20 protein-coding genes, 1 tRNA gene and 1 pseudogene are annotated in these 19,812 nt (G+C 35.9%); 1 reads left to right on the top strand and 21 read right to left on the bottom strand.

The genetic code is table 11. The annotated features are described in order from the left end of the window. Positions 1 to 42: 42 nt before the first annotated feature. The 15 genes and pseudogenes from FJR71_RS08485 to ptcA all read right to left on the bottom strand — a co-directional run bounded on the left by FJR71_RS08485 (position 43) and on the right by ptcA (position 13,031). Positions 43 to 738: a LiaF transmembrane domain-containing protein gene (locus FJR71_RS08485; RefSeq protein WP_140814627.1), complete on the bottom strand. Its 696-nt coding sequence runs from the start codon at positions 736 to 738 to the stop codon at positions 43 to 45. Positions 739 to 742: 4 nt separating this feature from the next. Next, positions 743 to 1,189, bottom strand: coding sequence for a LytTR family DNA-binding domain-containing protein (locus FJR71_RS08480; protein ID WP_125330079.1), 447 nt, complete (start codon positions 1,187 to 1,189; stop codon positions 743 to 745). Between the two features lie 177 nt (positions 1,190 to 1,366). Continuing rightward, positions 1,367 to 1,678: a hypothetical protein gene (locus FJR71_RS08475; RefSeq protein WP_006594989.1), complete on the bottom strand. Its 312-nt coding sequence runs from the start codon at positions 1,676 to 1,678 to the stop codon at positions 1,367 to 1,369. A 460-nt stretch (positions 1,679 to 2,138) separates the two neighbouring features. Continuing rightward, entirely contained in the window at positions 2,139 to 2,423 is a 285-nt protein-coding gene (locus FJR71_RS08470; protein WP_014334291.1) for a hypothetical protein, read from the bottom strand. Between the two features lie 247 nt (positions 2,424 to 2,670). Continuing rightward, positions 2,671 to 3,009 carry a Cd(II)/Zn(II)-sensing metalloregulatory transcriptional regulator CadX gene (gene cadX / locus FJR71_RS08460; protein ID WP_048688570.1) on the bottom strand — a complete coding sequence of 113 codons (339 nt, stop codon included), beginning with the start codon at positions 3,007 to 3,009 and terminating at the stop codon, positions 2,671 to 2,673. 11 nt (positions 3,010 to 3,020) lie between these two features. Then, complete coding sequence (locus tag FJR71_RS08455) at positions 3,021 to 3,635, bottom strand: CadD family cadmium resistance transporter (RefSeq protein WP_002911684.1); 615 nt, start codon at positions 3,633 to 3,635, stop codon at positions 3,021 to 3,023. Between the two features lie 299 nt (positions 3,636 to 3,934). Then, complete coding sequence (locus tag FJR71_RS08450) at positions 3,935 to 5,998, bottom strand: heavy metal translocating P-type ATPase (RefSeq protein ID WP_002893754.1); 2,064 nt, start codon at positions 5,996 to 5,998, stop codon at positions 3,935 to 3,937. Between the two features lies 1 nt (position 5,999). Further along, the gene (locus tag FJR71_RS08445; protein ID WP_002893755.1) at positions 6,000 to 6,278 is read right to left on the bottom strand and encodes a DUF6110 family protein; all 279 of its coding nucleotides are present in this window, start codon (positions 6,276 to 6,278) and stop codon (positions 6,000 to 6,002) included. Between the two features lie 180 nt (positions 6,279 to 6,458). Beyond that, positions 6,459 to 7,049: pseudogene (locus tag FJR71_RS08440) on the bottom strand (IS256 family transposase); the annotation flags it as partial. Positions 7,050 to 7,340: 291 nt separating this feature from the next. Next, positions 7,341 to 7,796, bottom strand: coding sequence for a hypothetical protein (locus FJR71_RS08435; protein WP_140814626.1), 456 nt, complete (start codon positions 7,794 to 7,796; stop codon positions 7,341 to 7,343). After that, on the bottom strand, positions 7,789 to 8,238 hold the full coding sequence (locus tag FJR71_RS08430) for a Panacea domain-containing protein (protein ID WP_049492243.1): 450 nt from the start codon (positions 8,236 to 8,238) through the stop codon (positions 7,789 to 7,791). The genes FJR71_RS08435 and FJR71_RS08430 overlap by 8 nt, the downstream gene beginning before the upstream one ends. 306 nt (positions 8,239 to 8,544) lie before the next feature. Next, complete coding sequence (locus tag FJR71_RS08425; RefSeq protein WP_246040149.1) at positions 8,545 to 9,342, bottom strand: hypothetical protein; 798 nt, start codon at positions 9,340 to 9,342, stop codon at positions 8,545 to 8,547. Between the two features lie 98 nt (positions 9,343 to 9,440). Then, positions 9,441 to 10,553 (bottom strand): agmatine deiminase, encoded by a 1,113-nt coding sequence (gene aguA, locus FJR71_RS08420; protein ID WP_140814625.1) that lies wholly within the window; start codon positions 10,551 to 10,553, stop codon positions 9,441 to 9,443. Between the two features lie 39 nt (positions 10,554 to 10,592). Beyond that, entirely contained in the window at positions 10,593 to 11,951 is a 1,359-nt protein-coding gene (locus FJR71_RS08415) for an APC family permease (protein WP_140814624.1), read from the bottom strand. Positions 11,952 to 12,017: 66 nt separating this feature from the next. Continuing rightward, positions 12,018 to 13,031, bottom strand: coding sequence for a putrescine carbamoyltransferase (gene ptcA / locus FJR71_RS08410; RefSeq protein ID WP_140814623.1), 1,014 nt, complete (start codon positions 13,029 to 13,031; stop codon positions 12,018 to 12,020). Between the two features lie 222 nt (positions 13,032 to 13,253). Between ptcA and FJR71_RS08405 the strand changes: the two genes are divergently transcribed. After that, a complete protein-coding gene (locus FJR71_RS08405; RefSeq protein WP_140814622.1) occupies positions 13,254 to 14,225 on the top strand; it encodes a response regulator transcription factor in 972 nt (323 codons plus the stop codon). Between the two features lie 329 nt (positions 14,226 to 14,554). Here the strand turns inward: FJR71_RS08405 and FJR71_RS08400 are convergent. The 6 genes from FJR71_RS08400 to lacG all read right to left on the bottom strand — a co-directional run bounded on the left by FJR71_RS08400 (position 14,555) and on the right by lacG (position 19,644). Next, positions 14,555 to 14,627 (bottom strand) — tRNA-Thr (locus FJR71_RS08400). Positions 14,628 to 14,673: 46 nt separating this feature from the next. After that, entirely contained in the window at positions 14,674 to 15,135 is a 462-nt protein-coding gene (locus FJR71_RS08395; RefSeq protein WP_140814621.1) for a GNAT family N-acetyltransferase, read from the bottom strand. Positions 15,136 to 15,173: 38 nt separating this feature from the next. After that, positions 15,174 to 15,959, bottom strand: a complete 786-nt coding sequence (locus FJR71_RS08390) for an ABC transporter permease (protein ID WP_140814620.1) — start codon at positions 15,957 to 15,959, stop codon at positions 15,174 to 15,176. 1 nt (position 15,960) lies between these two features. After that, entirely contained in the window at positions 15,961 to 16,779 is an 819-nt protein-coding gene (locus FJR71_RS08385) for an ABC transporter permease (protein WP_140814619.1), read from the bottom strand. 1 nt (position 16,780) lies between these two features. Continuing rightward, on the bottom strand, positions 16,781 to 17,773 hold the full coding sequence (locus FJR71_RS08380) for an ABC transporter ATP-binding protein (protein ID WP_140814618.1): 993 nt from the start codon (positions 17,771 to 17,773) through the stop codon (positions 16,781 to 16,783). 464 nt (positions 17,774 to 18,237) lie between these two features. Beyond that, entirely contained in the window at positions 18,238 to 19,644 is a 1,407-nt protein-coding gene (gene lacG, locus FJR71_RS08370; RefSeq protein ID WP_312023214.1) for a 6-phospho-beta-galactosidase, read from the bottom strand. Between the last annotated feature and the right edge of the window lie 168 nt (positions 19,645 to 19,812).

Here is a 19,812-nt window from a genome sequence, read left to right as displayed (position 1 = left end):
TTCTCTTGGCAAGACCTTTGAATAAGTTTTTCTTAGATCGGCTTATGAAAAGGAATTCTCACCTACATAGATGATTTCTAGGTTCCCCAGTGAGACCTCTCCGACGATATAAAAGTCTTTGCTGGTTAAATTTCTAGGATTTTCCTGGTGTTGGATAGCTGACAGAGAACTTTCTACATTGACATGAACCCGCCAGTCGCTCGGGACATAGAGACTCAAACTTCCAAGGGAAACATCCACCGCAAACTGAGCTGACGGCCCTTCGATCCGGCAATTGTCAAAATAGATAGAAGCTTCTCCTAAGCTCACATCCGCACTTCCGCCCGTAAAATTCTGGTCATTCAAATACTTGGTCACTGTAGAGAAGGAGACGTCGATGTCATTGCCAGCAGTTTGGGAAGATGATCCTGCTGAGTAGGAGTTCCAAGTCGCTTTTGCTTTTTTAGAGGGCTTAAAGAGAATATTCAGACCAATCACCGCTAAAATAGAAGAAAAGATGACCACCGAGTTGGATACCGGAAGAAAATGATATTGGCCATTAAGGGAGAAGAGGGCCAAGATCCCATATAGGAAGCCCCAGCCAAAGTGCCGCTTCAAAAAACTTGAGAGAGAAAGGACTGCTAGCAAAACAACCCAAGCCAGCGTCCAAATACTGATTTCCCATTTTACAAAATAGCCTTGTAAGAGCACTAGAGCTGCTAGGAGGATTAAGAAAATCCCAATTAATTTATTTTTCATCTTGTTACCTCATTTCCTTTAACCGTTCTTTTAAGAGTTGATAATAGTGTCGGGACACGTGTACCTGTTTGTGGGTTTGATAAAAATTCACTGTACTGGTTCCCGAAAAAGATTTTTCGATGGAATAAATCTGCTTTGTATTGACGATGGTCGACTTGGAGATGCGACAGAAAGCAATCGGCAAGATCTCTTCCAATTCGTAGAGTTTTTGACGAACCTCATAGGCCTCTTCTCTGGTATGCCCATAGATCTTTTCACCATCTGTCTCAAAAAAGAGAATTTCTGACACATCTACAAAGTATTCGCTGCGATCCTTGTAAAAGGTCAGGGGCGTCATTTTTTGCTCCAAGATCAACTGTTGCAAGCGGGCGACATCTTCCGTCAATCGAGGAGCCCGAATGATCATTTCTGGCTCATCCATCTGCGGATCTAATTCGATGCTAACTTTCATAGGACTCCTTTCTTAACCTTTGTTAGTAACATTATAACAGCTGTTCAAAATCTTACAAGTCCTTTTCAGTAAGTGGTTATTTTCAGCCCCTAAGTGGTTATTTCAGACAGCTAAAAAGGACTTGGTCTGAAGAAATCTCTTCCTACCAAGCCCCCAGAGCGAATAAAAGCGGAAGCATTATTTTTCTTTTGGAGCGTCTGGAAAAAGAAAACCTAAACCAAGACAAGCTAAGACCCCAGCAGTAATCACGACCCCATTTGAAATCGGAAGAAGATCATAGATGGCATTGGCAATGATAAAGCCAATCACTGCACAAATCAAACTGGACTTGTAGTCTTTCTTGAGTGCATTTTCAAGAGTAAAGAAAGCAAACAAGACGACTGGAACCAAGGGCCAAAGATTGGCATCTATTTTTGGATAACCAATGATACTAAAGGTGATGACGGCGAGAGCTGCAAGGATAAATCCAAAACCAATTAATTTTTTCATGATACTACCTCTTTTTGTAATGTTATCAGAAGACTAGCTTCTTTTGATAATACTACTATAGCAAACAGAGGCAAGGGTGACAAGGAAATTTGGATAAGTGGTTGAATTATCGGACTATCTGGTTACATGAACATGAATGAGCCAGATGAACTATCCATTTTTAGGGGATGATTCCTCTCCTTCATTAAACAAATCAAAGTCCATGTCGATCGATAAGATTAACGATGAATATGAGAACATCCGATAACTTTTATAATCACTTGATACAAATAAAGCTTTTCGTAAGACCTGGTTTGGAAAGTATGGGTTTCAGTTGGACTAAAAACAGCGTATTATCAAGGCTTTTCAGAACGATATCTACTGATTAATTTCATAAAATATGAATCAATAGATTATAAATAGGGGAATAGTTTAGGTCTGTAAGCATTAAAATAATACACCTAACTTTGATCACCATTTTTTAGTTATTCACTCTTTTTTCGGATAGTGTTTTTAAAGTTATGATGTAAAATGCCGCAATTAAAACACTATACATCATAATCGGAGGATAGAGAATTAAGGATAGAATCAATCCCACTCCTTTAATTATTAGGTCAGGTATCAATAACTTCCTATATTGTGCGGTAGCTTCAAGTAATTCTTTCTGATCTATATTGGGTTTATCAATTACTTTATGTAAAAACCAGTTTGCTACCGTTGAAACAATAACGATCAGTCCATAAAAGAGCTGTGCCGTATGATTCATGAAATGACTACTAACTATTCCAGTAGCATAGGGCATAAATGAAACAAAAAATAAAAGATACAAATCCTTTCAAATTCCTCCCTTTTCAACTTGGCTAACTTGATCTGCATTACCTAGGTCGCTTTGCTTTAAATTATACTTTTTTCTTAAACATTTGATACGAGTAGGTATTTCTTGTGAGTAATTTTCATCAAAAAATTTCGTATATAATCTCCCTATAATCATGGAAAAGTAGTAAAAATAGTTGTTATCCTAGTTGATTAAAAAAATCTCTGATTTCATCATCTTTTATAAAATAATATATAATTTTCCCCTCTCTTCTAGTGTCCAAGATGTTTTGATTGGCTAGTTTACGAAGATGGTGGGAGGCAGATGCCATACTGAGATTTAATAAACAGGCTATATCGCAGACACAGAGTTCTTCGACGGCAAGGAGATAAAAGATGATATTTATCTGTTTATTATCGGTAAATTTTGATAAAATGCGAAGTGATTTTTGGACTTTTTCCTTTTCAAGGTAGTTCGTTGCGGTTGTAACATTTTGTTGATTTATAACATCCACTTGACAGATACTATCTTTTTTCATAATTTTTTCTCCTAGCCTAACACAGCCCATAGCATGTCAAAGCTGTTGTTTTCAATCAGGATATACATCCCCAATCCTAAATAGACAACGGCAATAAACCATCTGCTATATTTTTCCAAAGTTTCTCCAACAGAAGGGACTTGTGCTAATTTTTGGGCAGAAAAAACCAAGAGATAAATCATGACTAGAAAAGTAAGTAAAGTCACTATCAAATTCGCTAAATTTAAGGTGGTAAAATATGGGACAAAGACACCAATATTGTCAGCGCCACAACTTGCAAAAGTAATCATAGCGACTAGAAAAATCAGGTTTTTATTGTCTTTTCGCAAACCATCTTTTGCAATAGCTTCTCCATCAGAATCTCCTAAAAGCAAAACTTTGAGGCCTAGGAAAATTGGAATCAAACCGAGTAAACCTAAAATCTCTTTACTAGGAATATAATTTAAGACAAATGCAAAAAGCAAACTTAGGAATATTAGACTAACAGAGCCTAGAAATTGTCCTAAATAGATGTTAATGATGTCCTTTCTGCTTTTTCTTTTGGCAAAAAATAACATTAGGATAATAAGTAAGTCTACGGCTGTCCCAGAATACAGGATTATTGAAGTAACAATATTTTGAATCATAAAACACCTCATTCAAATATATTTTTGAATGTATTCTAACATTAACCTTTGTAGATGTCAACTTAAAATCCACCAATTAATAATTGCATGTCAATATTTGTATTGTGAAACTAGTTTCAGAAATATATAGTCTTAAAGTATGTCCACTGCCAATGGTTTTTTCAATATTTAAAAGGAGAGAACCAATTTGGTCCTCTCCAGGGTATAATTTTCCACCAACCCACTACAGTTGACAAAGAGCCGTTATTCTCAAATGAGACAACTCCTTTTAGTTTTTATAACCTCAGCTTCTCGGTCTCTTACCTACTTTTAATAGAAAGACTACGAAGGACGATTCTTAAAGTAGTCAGATTGTGCAATATCGAAAGATTAGATGGGCTTAACCAATTTAACAACCCAAATCCAATTAAACTTCCATTTATTACAACTGTTTCTTGAATATTTCTTTGAATTAATTTCTGCAACGATTCAGATAAAGAATTCAATTCCTCGAAGAAATCTAAACGATTATCTAATAATAAAATATCACTCATCTGCTTAGAAATATCAGCACTTTCATTCATCACAACCCCAATATCTGCAAGCGTCAAGGCAGCAGAGTCGTTTAACCCGTCTCCAACCATCAAAATAGTTCGGCCAGCTTTCTGTAATTCCTGAACCAACTGAAACTTACCATCTGGTTTTAAATCAGTATAAACGTTGTCAAATGGCAGATCTTTAACCAACTCTTCTGTTCTAGCCAACGTATCACCAGTTGCCAGAATCAGTTTTTTCCCTTGGCGCTTTAGCTTTTTCAATGCAACTTTCGCCTCGCTTCTCAAGGGAGTGTGGATACAAAACATCCCAATTAATTCTTTCTTATAAGCCAAAAACAATAAATTGTAATGAGTCTTATATTGCTCAATCAAGGCCAGCTGCTCAGAACTAATTCTTACCTGTTCGTCTTGCATTAGTACATAATTTCCAATGACAACCGATTGACCATCAATTTGCGATTTAATCCCTTTGCTTGCAACATACTGAAGCTTGCCATGCATTTCTTCGTGTTCAATGCCTTCAATTTCAGCTTGTTTAACAATTGCATTGGCAATAGGATGATAGATATGTTCCTCCAAACATGCACTTATTCTTAAAATATCTTTCTCAGTATAATCTCCGAAAGGAAGAACCTTTTCAACCAAAGGATAACTCGTCGTGATGGTACCCGTTTTATCAAACAAGAAAGTATCCACTTCCAGATATTTTTCTAATACATCACCATCTTTAATAACCATTTCTCGATTTAGACCTTCCTTTATGGCCGTAAGGTAGGCTACAGGTGTGGATATTTTTAGAGCACATGAAAAATCCACCAATAAAAAGGAAATGGCTTTTGAAAACGAACCTGTTAACAGATAAGTCAAACCAGCACCTAAGAAGTTATATTTTACAACCTTGTCTGCCATCCTAATAAAATGACGTTGTTTTGTCTTCTTACTCTCTTCAGATTTTTTCATCAGATTGATGAGTTGCAAAATACGACTGTTTATCTGATTATCAGTCACACGAATTCTTAACTCTCCTGTTTCCAAAACAGTATTCGCACATACAGAATCTCCCTCTTTCTTTTCAACAGGGAAGCTCTCTCCAGTCAAGGAACTCTCATTGACCATGCCTAATCCTGAAACCACTTGGCCGTCAAACAAGATTTCATTACCTTGGGAGACAACTAATACATCACCTACTTGAACATCAGAACTCTTGATGCTGATGACCATGTCTCCCCGCACTAAGAAAACATCACTTTCTTTAGCAAGAAGGCTTTGTTCCAAATCTGTTGCTGTTTTTTTTAAAGACCACTGATCCAGATGATTACCCAAATCAAGCATAAACATGATGTTGCTAGCTGTCTTGGATTGGTTCATAAACAAGGACAACAAAATGGCCGAACAGTCCAAGACCTCCATGGTTAGTTCCTTGCGCGCTAAAGTTTGATAGGCTTCTTTGACATAACCCAAAGCCTGATAACAAGTCCAAATATAACGAATAGGGTAGGGTACAAAACTTCGAAACAGCAAACGCTTAATCGCTGCACCCGATACAATTGAATAAGCACTCTCTTCTCTACGAATGGGAAGAGTCATCAAGTCCGAAACTTTCCCCTTGTCAATTTTTTTTAAAAAGGCCTCTGCATTTTCTAATACAGAGAAGCCTTCTTTCATACGTAGAGTAAAGTGCTGCTGATCCATATAAAACTGAATAGAGTCGATCCCTTTTTCATCTTTAGCCAAGGAACGAAGATAATCTTGAATATCCAAGGTCAGTGAAAACGATGACGATAATCGGATATGTTGATATCCTCTGTGTAGCACTTTAAAAGACATATTATTCACCTGTCAGGCTATCTAATTGTTCTTCTTTCTTTTCCTGTTCGTATAAATATTTAGCGTCTTGTAAAACATCATCACCGTGTTGTTTTACAACAGAAACAGATGCATCCAGTCCATCTTTCAATTTGTAAGCTTTAGCCAAGGCCTTAGAATAGCCTTTCTTAGCTTCTTTACTTGCTAAGACTTTCAAGCCAAGCGTCCCAAATGCTACCCCTCCTAAGAAGAGAGATGATTTTTTCGCAACTTTTGCGACGTTTAATACTTCTTTTAACATGTTTATTTCCTCCTTGTAACTATTGTAGCGAAAAATGACAGCAAAAGCAATTGCTGATATCTGATATATAGATAAAATTCTCTATACTGATATTTAATTATATTATGATGAAAACAATATACTTTATTTTTTGATACTGTAAATAATTATGTGTAAACACTTAAGTAGAGTTACGGAGTGTTAATTAAATAAGCTTTCAAGTGTATCAGAACATTGACCAAACCCTTTATGGATTCGTTGACTTTGCTTGAAATTATAATCTTCAAACAACGTAACTAAGTAACGTTCCAGAGCCTCCTCATTAGGAAAAAGAACCTTCTTTTTCGTTTGATGTTTGATTTCTTTGTTAAGAGACTCAATGAGGTTTGTCGAATACATGCTGTGCCAAATCTGGTAGGGAAACTGATAAAAAGTTAAAAGATTATCCGTCTTCTCCAGACTTTCCATGACTTTCCTATACTTTGGTTTCCATTCGGCGAGAAAGTCCTCTAAAGCTTGTCCTGCCATTTCTAAATTTTCAGCACGATAAATCATTATAAATTGCCCCAGAATAACCGCTCTATCTGCTCGTTTCACTTTACTAGCTAGATTTCGACTAATATGAATTAAGCAACATTGTTGTTTAGCTAATGGGTGAGCCTGACTGATAATCTGCTCAAGCCCCTTAAAGCCATCTGTAACTACAAGAGAAATCTGTTGGATTCCTTGGTTTTGAAGCTTGTCTAACAGGGTGGACCAAGAAGCATTGTTTTCTTGAGGCAACTGTGCATAGCATATCTCTATGCGACTAAAGTCGCTAGAGCTATCCTAATTGCGCACCGCCAGTTCTCATAGAAAAAAACACCTTGCAAGATGCAAAGTGTTTTCGTTTGTATTCTGCTGTCCAGTAACGAATTAACGTTTACTAAATTGTGATGCTTTACGGGCCTTTTTCAAGCCTGGTTTTCCAAGACTACATTTTAAATGATTTTAAACCACCTCTATATCAATCTCTAGAAAACCCCAAATACTTTTTTATTTCAAAAAACATGAATAAGTTTTATTGAATGAGGGAAATTTCAATCACTTCTTTTTTGAAGGACATATAGCATGATCACTGTCATACCAAACTATATGATAGATACCATTATTAAGCACACCAAATAATCTAATCGTTGAGGTAATTCTCAACGAATACAAACTTTCATGCTGTAGCAGATTCATATCGCCTGCTCTATTTTGTGCTTCTCTAATCATATCTTCAAATGGAATAAAATGATTATTTGTTCCCTTTTTTTTCCCTCCACTTGCACTGTCAATTTCTTGCCAAGTCATGCCCTCAAAAGCTTTCAAAGTTTTGAAAATTTCTTTTTCTATAAAATCTGTATTTAAGAGACTCCATTGATCATGGTCAAAATCAGCTAAATCAAAACTCCATACCGGCTTAGATTGTTTATAAGAGTCAGGATCATAGATTATCTGTGTTTTCTTCTCAAATTCAATATCCTCACCAATATTTGTTCTTTTCTTTTTACCCATTAGAAACTAATCCTGAATAATATTCTTGCATCAATTCTTTTGTTATAATCGCATCACTACGCTCGCCAAGCCCCAGCGATCCACGAGTTTCTACCCATGGACGTTCTTTGTGCGTCAGTTCACTTAGCCAAAACGCCTCCTTAGAACCATAGTCTGAAATTACAATATCTAAGGTCTCTTTTTCAGCAGATGAGAAATTATAATCAGTTTTACGCTCTTTAATTTTATCAGAATTTATCAGAAACTCTCCTCTATGGAATTCATACAACTCTCTACACACTGGACCATTTGCCCAGGCTTGAAAATCCTCATTAAATAACGGAACACCGTCCCATGCTAATGACCAGGCTTGAGCATAATAACATAGCTTTTGTAATTTCATAGTTGACATATCACCAAGTTTATCCAATATATAAAATGCTACATCAAACACTGTCGCCATTATAAATCTCCTTATATTATCTAGCCTCAATTTCATTTCGATTATAACATAATTCTCCACCTAGTTCCAGAATTCTTCTTAGATTATTATTCTCACGTATCTTTCCGAAAAATAAGTATTTTCCTGAAAGATGAATATGTTTGTTTTTACAGATTTAAAAACTAGCCCCTTACATAAATAAGAATTACTTTCAATAAATGTTAATAGGTTTAAACGTTTTATAAATCGTGATGCTTCACGAGATTTTTTAATACTGGTGTGAAAAATGTTAGCTTATGATAAATCAAAATCGTGTGATACTAGTTTTTAATTAACTTTCTTTATAGCCGTTTCTACTACAGTACCATCATCAATTACTAATAATTTTATAAAAGAAATTGCTAAGTAATTTATATCCAAATTATATTTTTTGTCTAGTTTATTAGTATAATCAACGTTATCCTTTAAAATCATTTTTCTTTCTTTGTCATATATATATATACCAATTACAGCACTATCAGAATATCCGTTCAATAAGCTGTTAATAGTGATTATAGATTTATTGAAATTTTGTTTATTATCTAATACAACATCAATATTATAAACATGGAGATTAGGAATACTATAAATAATACTCTCTGAGATTTTATCCAGGATTGGATCTAGTCTCAAATTATTATTCTGTGTTTCCTCTATACCTGGATATACCTTAATTATAAGTTCATTACTATCCGGACATAGTATATTTGTAATTTCAAACTCTAAATACCTTTCAAATCCCTTTGAAAAACCAACAAAGAATCCATTTAGCCAGATGTAAAAAGGAAAATTAAAACTTCTCAATCTTAAGATATTTTTTTTGTTAATTAATGTATCTTCAGCTTTAAAATTGTTGACCAACGTTACTAATTCCTGTTCATTGTTGCTAGTTTTTGTATTGAAATCTGGTATTTTGTATATCCAATTACTATTTAAATGCATCATATCCATTTGAATATATTCAAATTGTTTTATATCTACATATTTATTATAAAAATAATGCTCAGAATGTTCCGGTAGCTGATTTATTCCTTTTATAATAGAATTTTTTAACCAGCTATATTCCACCTCAAAATTTTTCATCATTTATTCCTCTTTGTAGAACAATATACAATCGTATGCCTACACCTACTTGATCTGCCACATTAAGAAAACAGAGTCTGTTTTACCAGACTCTGCAAAACCTATTTAGTTGCTGGTTGTTGTTGGGTGATACAGTGAATGTTACCTCCACCATATGCAATCTCTGTAGTTTCAACTCCGACAACTTTACGATCTGGGAACATTGCTTGAACTTGTTCAACTGCTAACGCGTCATTTTCATCACCGTATTGAGGTAGAATAATTCCTCCATTTACTATTAAGAAGTTCAAATATGATGCGATTGCAACTTCTCCTTCCTCTCTTGGAATAGCTCCTTCTGAATAATCAATCGTATCTGCATCTTTTAGATAACATGGTTTCTTCGTAACACACATTTTATGTACTTTTAATTTTCTACCTTTTGCATCTGTTTGTTCATTTAAAAATTCAAATGCAGCCTTAGCTTCCTTATAGAACGGATGATTTTCATCTTCAGTATAAATGCAGGCAACTTCTCCAGGTTTAACAAAACATGCTACGTCATCAATGTGCCCATTTGTTTCATATGGATCAATCCCATCTTTCACCCAAATTACTTTTTCACAATTTAGATAGTCTTTTAATTTTTGTTCAATTTCCTCTTTTGATAAATGTGGGTTTCTACTTGGGTGTAGTAGGCACATTTCAGTAACCATAACTGTACCCTCACCATCGACGTGAATTGATCCACCTTCTAAAACAAAATCCTCTGTTTTATAAGAATCAGTATCTGTTAATTCACAAACCTTTCTTGCAACAAGAGCATCTTGATCCCAAGGGAAATAAAGCCCGTCAACTAGACCTCCCCACGCATTAAACTCCCAATCCACTGCACGACGTTCACCTTTATCATTTATGAGGAATGTTGGACCACAGTCACGAATCCAAGAATCATCATTGGTCATTTCTATGACTCTAATGTTTTCACAATCAAGTGCTGATACCCGAGCTATAGCATTTTCAAATTGAAGGGGTGGTACACAAAGTGAAACTGGCTCAAATTCACTAATGGCTTTAGCTACATCTAAGAATGCTTTTTGAGCAGGTTTTGCTCCCAAACGCCAATTATCATTTCGCCATGGCCATAACATCCAAATTTGTTCTTGCTTTTCGAATTCTCCTGGCATTCGAAATCCATCAACTTTAGGGGTTGTCCCTACAATACGTTTAGACATCACAAGTCCTCCTTTTATTGTATTAGTATTAAGTCGCTATCATTTTTTAATTTTCTTAACACGAATAATAACCTCACCTAAGACTAGGCAAATGAATGAACCAATAGTTACAGGTAACTTATCAGCTAATGTTACTTCGTCAAATGATAATGGGAACGCTGTAAATAAGAGAGAGATAAGAATCATAATAATCGGAATGACTACCATAATTTTTAAAACAAAACTACTTCCTCCAACTTTAAATGGGCGAGGAGTTTCTGGATCTATTTCTCTCAGTTTATAGAATGCTGGAAAAACAGGTACATAAGAAAGTAGAAACATCACAAGATTTAATGAGAAAAACGCCCAAAATAGATCCTGATTTGGTAGTATCGGTGCAATGATTACTACAAGTGTTGCAACAAAACCATTTGCTAAGGCAGATCCAATCGGCATATTATTTTTCTTACTACGCTTTGCAAAGAACTTTGGCATATCTCCATTTTCAGCAGCATAACATGCTGTGTTATTCACACCCAGTGACCATGAAATCATATTTCCAAAGAGTGTTAACAAGAACATGAATGCCATCAAAATTATGAACCATCCGTCCTCAGATCCTGTCAAAAGCTTAAAGCTATCCATCATACCACTACTAGTGGAAATTTTATCTACAGGAATCGCTACCCCTATACCAAATGCAGAAAATATATAAATAGCCGCAATAACTAAGCCTGCAACAATTATAGATTGAGGTATTTGTTTTTTAGGATTCTCCATATCATCTGCACATGTACAAATAACTTCAAAACCAAGTAGATTAAAAATAATAACAGATATAAATGATAAACTGTTTAAATCAAATGATGGTAAAAGTGACTCTAATGTAATTTTATTAGCCATTCCTTTTGTGAAAGCAATATACAGTCCCAAAAATCCAACTAATAAAGCTAATATCATTTTAATAATTGCTGCACCATTGAGGATCCACACGCTATCACTTGCTGGATAAAAGCTTATCCAGATGATTAACCAAATAAAAGCAAGTTCAATTAATAATGTCCAGAACATTGAAAACTCAATTCCTGTAATTGTCTTCAACAATTCTGGAGTCATAACTGCCAACGAAGCTAACCACAATGGAAAATTAATCCAATAATACCATGAGGTACGAGCTCCCCATCTATGCCCAAAAGCCTTTGTCACCCAATCATAAATTCCCCCATCACCTATATAAGTAGTACCTAATTCAGCTGAGATCAATCCATATGGCAACAAAAAGGCAACTAATAAAAATAACCACCAGAAGAATTGAGAATTCCCAATTGCTGCTACGGGAGCAGCAGCTTCTGCAACAAACACTACGCAAATTACTGTTAATACTGTCGTGAATAAACTAAATTTTTTCTTTTCTTCCATTTTTTTCTCCTTCCTTTAAGAGGAGACTTGAGGCATTATAAACACTAAATAAACTGAAATATCCTTTTATTTCAAAAATGATTCCAATTCTGATTTAGCTGCTGATTGTTTTTCTATGTCATATGGATGTCGTTTTTCAAAATCACGAAGTAAATAAACTAGGATACCCCGCATGGAAGTCAAACGATTTTCCGCTTCATCAAAACACACTGAATTTGGTCCGTCCATCACTTCATCAGACACTTCTTCTCCACGTGTGGCAGGCAAACAGTGCATAAACTTACAATTTTCTCCAGCTTTAGCCATCATTTCTGAATCAACATGAAATTTAGGATAGAAAACTTTCATACGTTCTTCTTCTGATAATTCTGCTTCATACAAGCCATACCATACATCAGTATATAAGAAATCTGCACCTTCGATTGAAGCTATGTCATCAGTTACTAAATATTTACCACCTGATAGTTTGCAAATTTCGTCGTATTTTGACTTATGCATATCATTTAATTGGAATCCCTTCGGCCCAAAATGAACAAATTCCATACCCATTTTCAATGTTATTAATCCTAGTGAGAAACATACTTGAGTTGCATCACCAACAAACACTACCTTACAATCTTCTAATTTTTTTCCATTCGGTAAATTTTCAATAATCGTAATCAAATCTCCCAATTCTTGTGTAGGATGATTATAATCACTCATACCATTAATAACCGGAACTTGTGAAAATTTTGCCAAATCAACTACACTCTTATGACGTTCTACACGTGCCATAATAATATCAGTCAATCGAGACACAACTGTTGCTGTATCTTCTAATGTTTCATGACCTCCTAGTTGAATTTGACCAGGTGCTAAATATTGTGCATGCCCCCCAAGCTGTGTCATAGCTGTTTCAAAAGATATCCGTGTCCTTGTAGATGATTGTTGAAAAATCATGCCTAAAGTTTTATTTTTCAACAAAGGTGGATAATAGCCATTCTTAATACAGGCTTTAATCTTGAGAGACAAATCAGCAATTTCTAAGAGTTGTTCTTTAGAGAACTCTTCGGTTGTGATATAATCAATTTTATTGCTCATAATTGAGACCTCCTGTGTTGTTATGTTTTAATGATATTGCAAAAAAACACAGTTTACGATAAACTAAAAGGTGTAAACCCTATTTTTTTAAAGTTTAAGTACTAAACCCAGTGTTTCTCTTTTAAAAAAATAAATGCTATTTTAAATATAAACTTTTATTTTATTGCTTTTCAATAAAGTTTAGAGTTTTGATTAGTTTCACGTACCAGATGGAGGCTAAGTATGATTGAAATAGTTTATATATACAATGTATTTCTAATAATGCTGTATACTTTGACTTTTGGTTTTGTATTGACATATGCTTTAAATTCCGAAGAGGAAAAGAAATACTTATTTTTTGCAGTTAGCTTATATCTGGTTTTTTTTATATTTGATAATCTGATCCTATCAATGACAGAAATATTCAAAGATTTCGGAAACTCATACAACCAGCACTTTCTAGGCGTCCCTTTTGTTAAAACTGTCATATACCTTGTTAATAACATGTGCCAGTTTTGGATAGTTGCTAAACTGAGAAAAGAAACACCTTCTATAATCCATTACAGCTTTATTTGTATTACTTTCATATGGATGGTATTCCCAATTCTTAATAACTCTCCTTTGAGAGTGTTTATGTACTATCTTCCCAACCAGCTCCTTTTGATTTATACTGGCATATACGCAAAAAGAAATCTAATATCTTTAAACGTTAGTAATAGAAATAAACGTTACTTAAAAACAATTTCTCATATCGGAGTGATATTTGGATTTCTAATTATCGTAGAAGATCTATTTGTCATTTTTAATATAGATTCATATGACTTATTAAATCTAAGGATTCAAAATAGAAACATATGCGAAGATATGTTCACTATTACTGTTTGTTTTTTGATTATGAAATATATACTTTCTGATTGGAAAATTATTTCAAATGTAGAAGAACAATTAAATTCACCTGATGTGTCAAAAAATATCAATAATAATAGTACTTTAGATTTATTCTACGAAAAGCTACATTTAACAGAGCGTGAGCAGGAAATTTTTTCACTATTACTAGAACATAAAAGCAATCAGGAGATTGCTGACCAATTATATCTTTCAGTTGGGACTGTAAAAACTCATGTACATAATATTTTTATGAAACTTGAAATTACTAAACGAAATCAACTTTTTGAAGTATACAGTTCCTTTGAAAACCAACATCCTGAACTATAATAAAGTAACTGATCCCCTAAAAAATAAAGACATCTGATGTACTCGTTATCAGATGTCTTTTTACTTATTCTTATTGTAAAATATATTTTTGCTAATATTATTTTCCGAAAAATGTCTCTTTTCTGGAAAGATAGTTTTAAGCATTACTAAAATGGCTCTAGAATATTGATAAAACCATTCCCATATTAACTAAGACTACGATCATACATTACAAGAAAAGATTAACGATGAGTTTGAAAACATCCGAAAACTTTTATAATAATTTGGTACAAAAAGTAATTCAACATCAAAAAAGCCCATCACTAAGGGCTTTGTCTTGTATCATTTGATGCCGAATGCAGGAATCGAACCTGTGACCTACGCGTTACGAGTGCGTTGCTCTACCAACTGAGCTAATTCGGCGATTACCCCTATAGTATAGCACTCTAAGAATGGATGTCAAGCACTTTTAGTTGATCTTTTTAATCAAAATCTGACAAGGATTTTTAAGATCCCATAGTTGAGGAAAAATCTCTAATTTTTTAAAATCAAGACTGCGATAAAAGACATTTGTTCGGTCATAATCTTTATTTGAACCTTCTGCGACTGTTTTGACCTGTAGGTAGTCCACTTGTTTGACTGCTTCTCTTTCTATAGTCGTAATTAATTCCCTTCCAATTCCTTGACCTTGGAATGTTTTTTTCACGCCTAGACAGTCAATTTCAGCACAATCTTCACTCGAATATGATAAGCTTATAAACCCTACTACATCACTTTCTTGATAAGCAACCCAAACTCGTAAATCCTTAGCTCCTTCGATGTAGGCTTGCGTGCTTTCTGGCATTCCAAACCATTCTGGCAAATCCTTTAAAACCTCAGCGACAACTGCCATTTTTTGCTTTTCATCCTTAACTTCTTTAATAACAAGCATCATAAGTTCCTTTCTTGATTTTAGTCTTACTTTAGCTCTTACGAACCTGCACTTTCGTATGCATCTAATCCCCTATCCCAGAGTTTCAGAGAGATGCAAAAGAAGATAAGAGAAATCAGAAGCAAACCACCAATATTAAAGAGTCCATCCTTGTCCTGCAAGAAATAGCTGGCAGGATAGTAGGCCGTAAAGGCGAAAGGTACAATAAAGCTAATTAACCAACGAAGGAGCGAATTGTAAATGGAAATCGGGTACTTGGCAAAATCATTAAACATATAGAAAATGTAAATCATGGCGCCTGACTGCTTGGTCCAAAAAGCGATACTGGCTGTCGCGATTTTCAAAGAAGTATAAATCAAGGTTGCAAAAGGAATGCAAACTAGAAAAATCAGAAATTTCGGTAGAGTCCAAGCAATGCTAGAGACCGTTGTCGCTAGTAAAATTCCACCAACCAAGAGTTCACCCAAGGCATCAATCTGAAAGGTCTCGACTAGGATATGAAAGAGAGGATTGATAGGACGAGTTAGATACTTATCAAATTCCCCTTTTCGGACTAAGCGTTGACCTAGTGCCCAGAGATTGTCAAAAAAGAGATGATCTAATCCCTTTGGAATTAAGGAAAATCCATAGATAAAGGCAATCTCTTGAAAGGTCCAGCCTTCTAGCGAGGGGATGTGTTGAAAGATGACATTGAGAAACAAGAGGTTCAAGCCTTGAGTCAGAAAGACTCCCAACACACCAACCACAAAATCGACCTTGTATTCCATGATTTGCTTGATGTATTGTCTGATAAAAATCAGATGCATGCGTTGATATTTTTTCATACTAACCTCCTTGAATGGTGATGAAGGACTGGACTCGTTTCCAAATCAACTGAGACAAGCCTAGCATCACTAAGAGCCAGAAGAACTGGAGCAAAAGCCCTTGAAGAATCTGACTGGCATCGTATTTCCCAACAATGATCATAACCGGAGTGTAAATCAAGGATGAAAATGGCAATAAGGAGAGAATATCTGAAACCACCTTTGGAAAAAACGTCAAGGGAATCAAACTGCCAGACATAAAGGCCACTATTGAAGTCTTGAGTAGATTGGAACCCCATAAATTTTTAAATACAAAGGCTGAAAATCCAAAGCAGATATTAAAGAAAAAGTTAATCAGATAAGCTAGAGTTAAGCTAAAGAGATAAAGGACAGTTAATCCCAACACTTCTACAATACCTTGCCCAGATAAGATTTTCATCAAAACAATGACACTTAAAAATGGCAGTCCAACAGAGATAAAAATCAACCACTTGGAGCCAAGTTCGGTGAAAAGGTAAGAGGCCGCAAAATGCACTGGTCTCAGCAAGCGCATGATAATGGAGCCATCCTTGACCTCCTCCCCAATCATAAAGGAAGAATCCGACCTAGTCAGAAGATTAGTCACAAAACTCATGATGATGTAGAGGGTGATATCCGCCATACTGAAGCCCTGAATCAAAGTCTCCTGGGAGGAGTCAAAGACTGCCTTCCAGAGATAAAAGGCCACAAAAGCTCCCATGACATCACCAATCCGATAGAGAATAAAGTTGACTCGATAGCTAATCAACTCCTGAATCCCTGCATTGATAAAGGGTTTATAACGTCTCCACAATTTGACCATCTTAGAGCTCCTTTCGATAGAAGCGACGGATAATATCTTCAATATCCGTATCTACCATCTTCAAATCACGGACTTCAAAATCAGACAGGGTTTGCTTGATAATATCGGCCGACTGGTAGCGGGAACTATCGAATTCAATATTGAGAGTATTTCCTTGTCTATCAATGGACATATCAGGTAAGCCTTCATAATGAGAGACAAGATGACCTTGACCTGGTACCAGTTCAAAGGAGAGAGTCTTCATCTTGCCAAAGGTCTCCTTGAGCTGACTCACCGTTCCATCAAAAATCTCTTGCCCCTTATCAATCATAAAAATCCGATCACAGAGTTGCTCAATATCACTCAAATCATGAGTAGTCAAGAGAATAGTTGTCTCTTCCTCCTGATTTATCTGGGTGATAGCACGTCGAATGTTGTCCTTGACCGACACATCCAAACCAATAGTCGGTTCATCTAAAAAGAGAACTTTGGGATTGTGAAGCAAGGAAGCCGCAATATCCGCCCGCATCCGTTGACCTAGTGAAAGAGTCCGCACAGGATCCTTGATAAATTCCTTCAAATCCAAAACTTCATTCAAAAAGTCCATGCGCTTATGAAAAAGCAAGTCCGGTACATCATAGATCTCTTTCAAAACCGTGTAGGTCTCTTGCAAAGCCAAATCCCACCATAGCTGGGTGCGTTGTCCGAAAACGACTCCAATATCCTTGACATAATCTTGGCGATTATCCTGAGGAATCTTGCCGTTAATCCGACAAAAGCCAGATGTGGGCTTCAAAATCCCTGTCAGCATTTTGATGGTGGTTGACTTCCCAGCACCATTTGCCCCGATAAATCCTAGAATCTGCCCTTTTGGAACTTCAAAAGTTAAATCCTTGACCGCTTCAAAAGTCTGCTTTTCAGGATGAACAAAGGAGCGCAAGGCTCCCTTTAACCCCGGCTCCTTAACTGTCTTCACAAAATTTTTCTGAAGATGTTGCACTTCTATCATTGCCATATCTATCTCCTTATCGTAAGAAGCAACATTGTATTTTTGACTACAAATATTCTAAATCCTTACTTTCTACACTTTCTCAATATTATTACAGAAGGCTTTATACCAACCTATTATAATCTAATAAAAAAAGGAATGCAAGCGTTTGCTTATCGATTATGAAATTAGAGATTTCTCTCTTAAAATGAAACTTTTAATCAAAAATTCTGTTAAATAGTTTCCTTAAGACACCAAAAAACCTGCCCTTAGGGGCAGGCTACGAATTGTAAAAAGGCAAACTATTTTGATCAATCTCCATCATAATCTCCTGATATTAACTCAACAATTTAATTATATCATGTAAAAACTATATTGACCCTCCAAACAAAAAATTATTACTAGAAATGAGTGAATTGTTTTGTTTACAATAAACACTTTTCCAAAAAAGACCTACCCTTACGGATAAGCCTTCTTACATGTTTATTTCTTTATTCAATTACTTGGCTTTCTGCTACTTTCTTGTACCAGTGAGCTGACTTCTTCGGATAGCGCTCTTGGGTTTCAAAGTCCACATAAAAGAGACCATAGCGTTTTTCATAACCATTAGACCAAGAGAAGACGTCCATGAGTGACCAAATGAAGTAGCCTTTGACGTTTGCTCCATTCGCAATCGCATCGGACAGAACTTCCAAGTGTTGTTTCACATAATCAATCCGTCCATCGTCATAAACCGTATTGTCCACAAACTCATCTTTGTAGCCCAGTCCGTTTTCAGTGATGTAGATTTTCTTATAGTTTGGATAATCCGCCTTCACACGCATGATCTGATCATATAGCCCTTGAGGATAAATGATCCAGTCCCAGTCAGTGCGAGGTACATAGTCAGGAGCTACACGACGACCAACACCTTTAATTTGGTACTTAGAGCTTCCTTTTTCCCCTTTACCGTTGTGGATGATTTCAGTTTCACCATCAAAGGCTTCCATCCAATCACTCATGTAGTAGTTAATTCCAAGGAAGTCATTCAGGTCTTTAGCTGCTTCAAGTGCCACAAAGTCTTCCTCACGAAGATCCAAGCTACCACCATTAACTGAAAGAATGTGGTTTACACCTTCCATGGTTTTATCGGAATAATGTCCAAGGTAGGTTGCATCTAGAATAAACTTGTTATGGATGATATCTTCCAATTCAGCCGCCCGAACGTCTGCTGGATTTTCTGGATCCAACGGATACTTAGTTGGAAGAGCGTGCACAACTCCAATTTCACCTTCATACCCTTTGTCTTTATACAATTTCACAGCTCGGGCATGCGAAACCATCATATTGTGGTGTGATTGGAAAACTTTGGCAAGGTCATACTGAATCCCTGGAGGGAATTTTCCTACTAAGTATTGACCATCACCGATTGGTCCAATTTCATTAAAGGTTGTCCAATAGTTGACTTCTGGGAATTCTTCAAAACAGAAGGCAGCATAATCTACGAAGTGTTCGATATTTTCACGATTCAAGAAGTCTCCGTTTGAGTGAAGAGCTTCTGGTGTATCAAAGTGATGGAGGGTTACAAAAGGCTCCACATGGCGTTTGTGGCATTCCGCAAATAGATTGTGGTAGAATTCTACCCCTTTTGGATTTACTTCACCATAGCCAGTTGGGAAAATACGTGACCAAGCGATCGAAATCCGGATACCGTTTACGCCATATTCTTCAGCCAACTGTAAGTCTACTGGATATTTATGGTAGAAATCGCTTGCTGGTTCTGCTGTATACCAATAGTTATCAGCTAAGTATTTGTCCCAAGCAACTGGTCCTTTTCCGTCAGTATGGGTAGCTCCTTCTGCTTGATAGGCAGCCGTTGCCCCACCAAAAATAAAATCTTTAGGAAGTGTTTTTGTCATTTTTTCACCTATTTCTTGATTGGATAAAATGAAAAGTGAGGGGAGAGGAGTTAGTGAGCCATCCATCTCCATCTCACTTCTTGTTCCAAGCCACCGAATTGTGACATGAGGAGGTAAAAACGATATATTTTTACCGACGAATTAACAAGTCGATTAGGAAAATCGCCA

The organism is Streptococcus xiaochunlingii, assembly GCF_006385805.1.
Classification (GTDB): domain Bacteria; phylum Bacillota; class Bacilli; order Lactobacillales; family Streptococcaceae; genus Streptococcus; species Streptococcus xiaochunlingii.
This window is presented reverse-complemented; position numbering and strand designations above follow the sequence as displayed.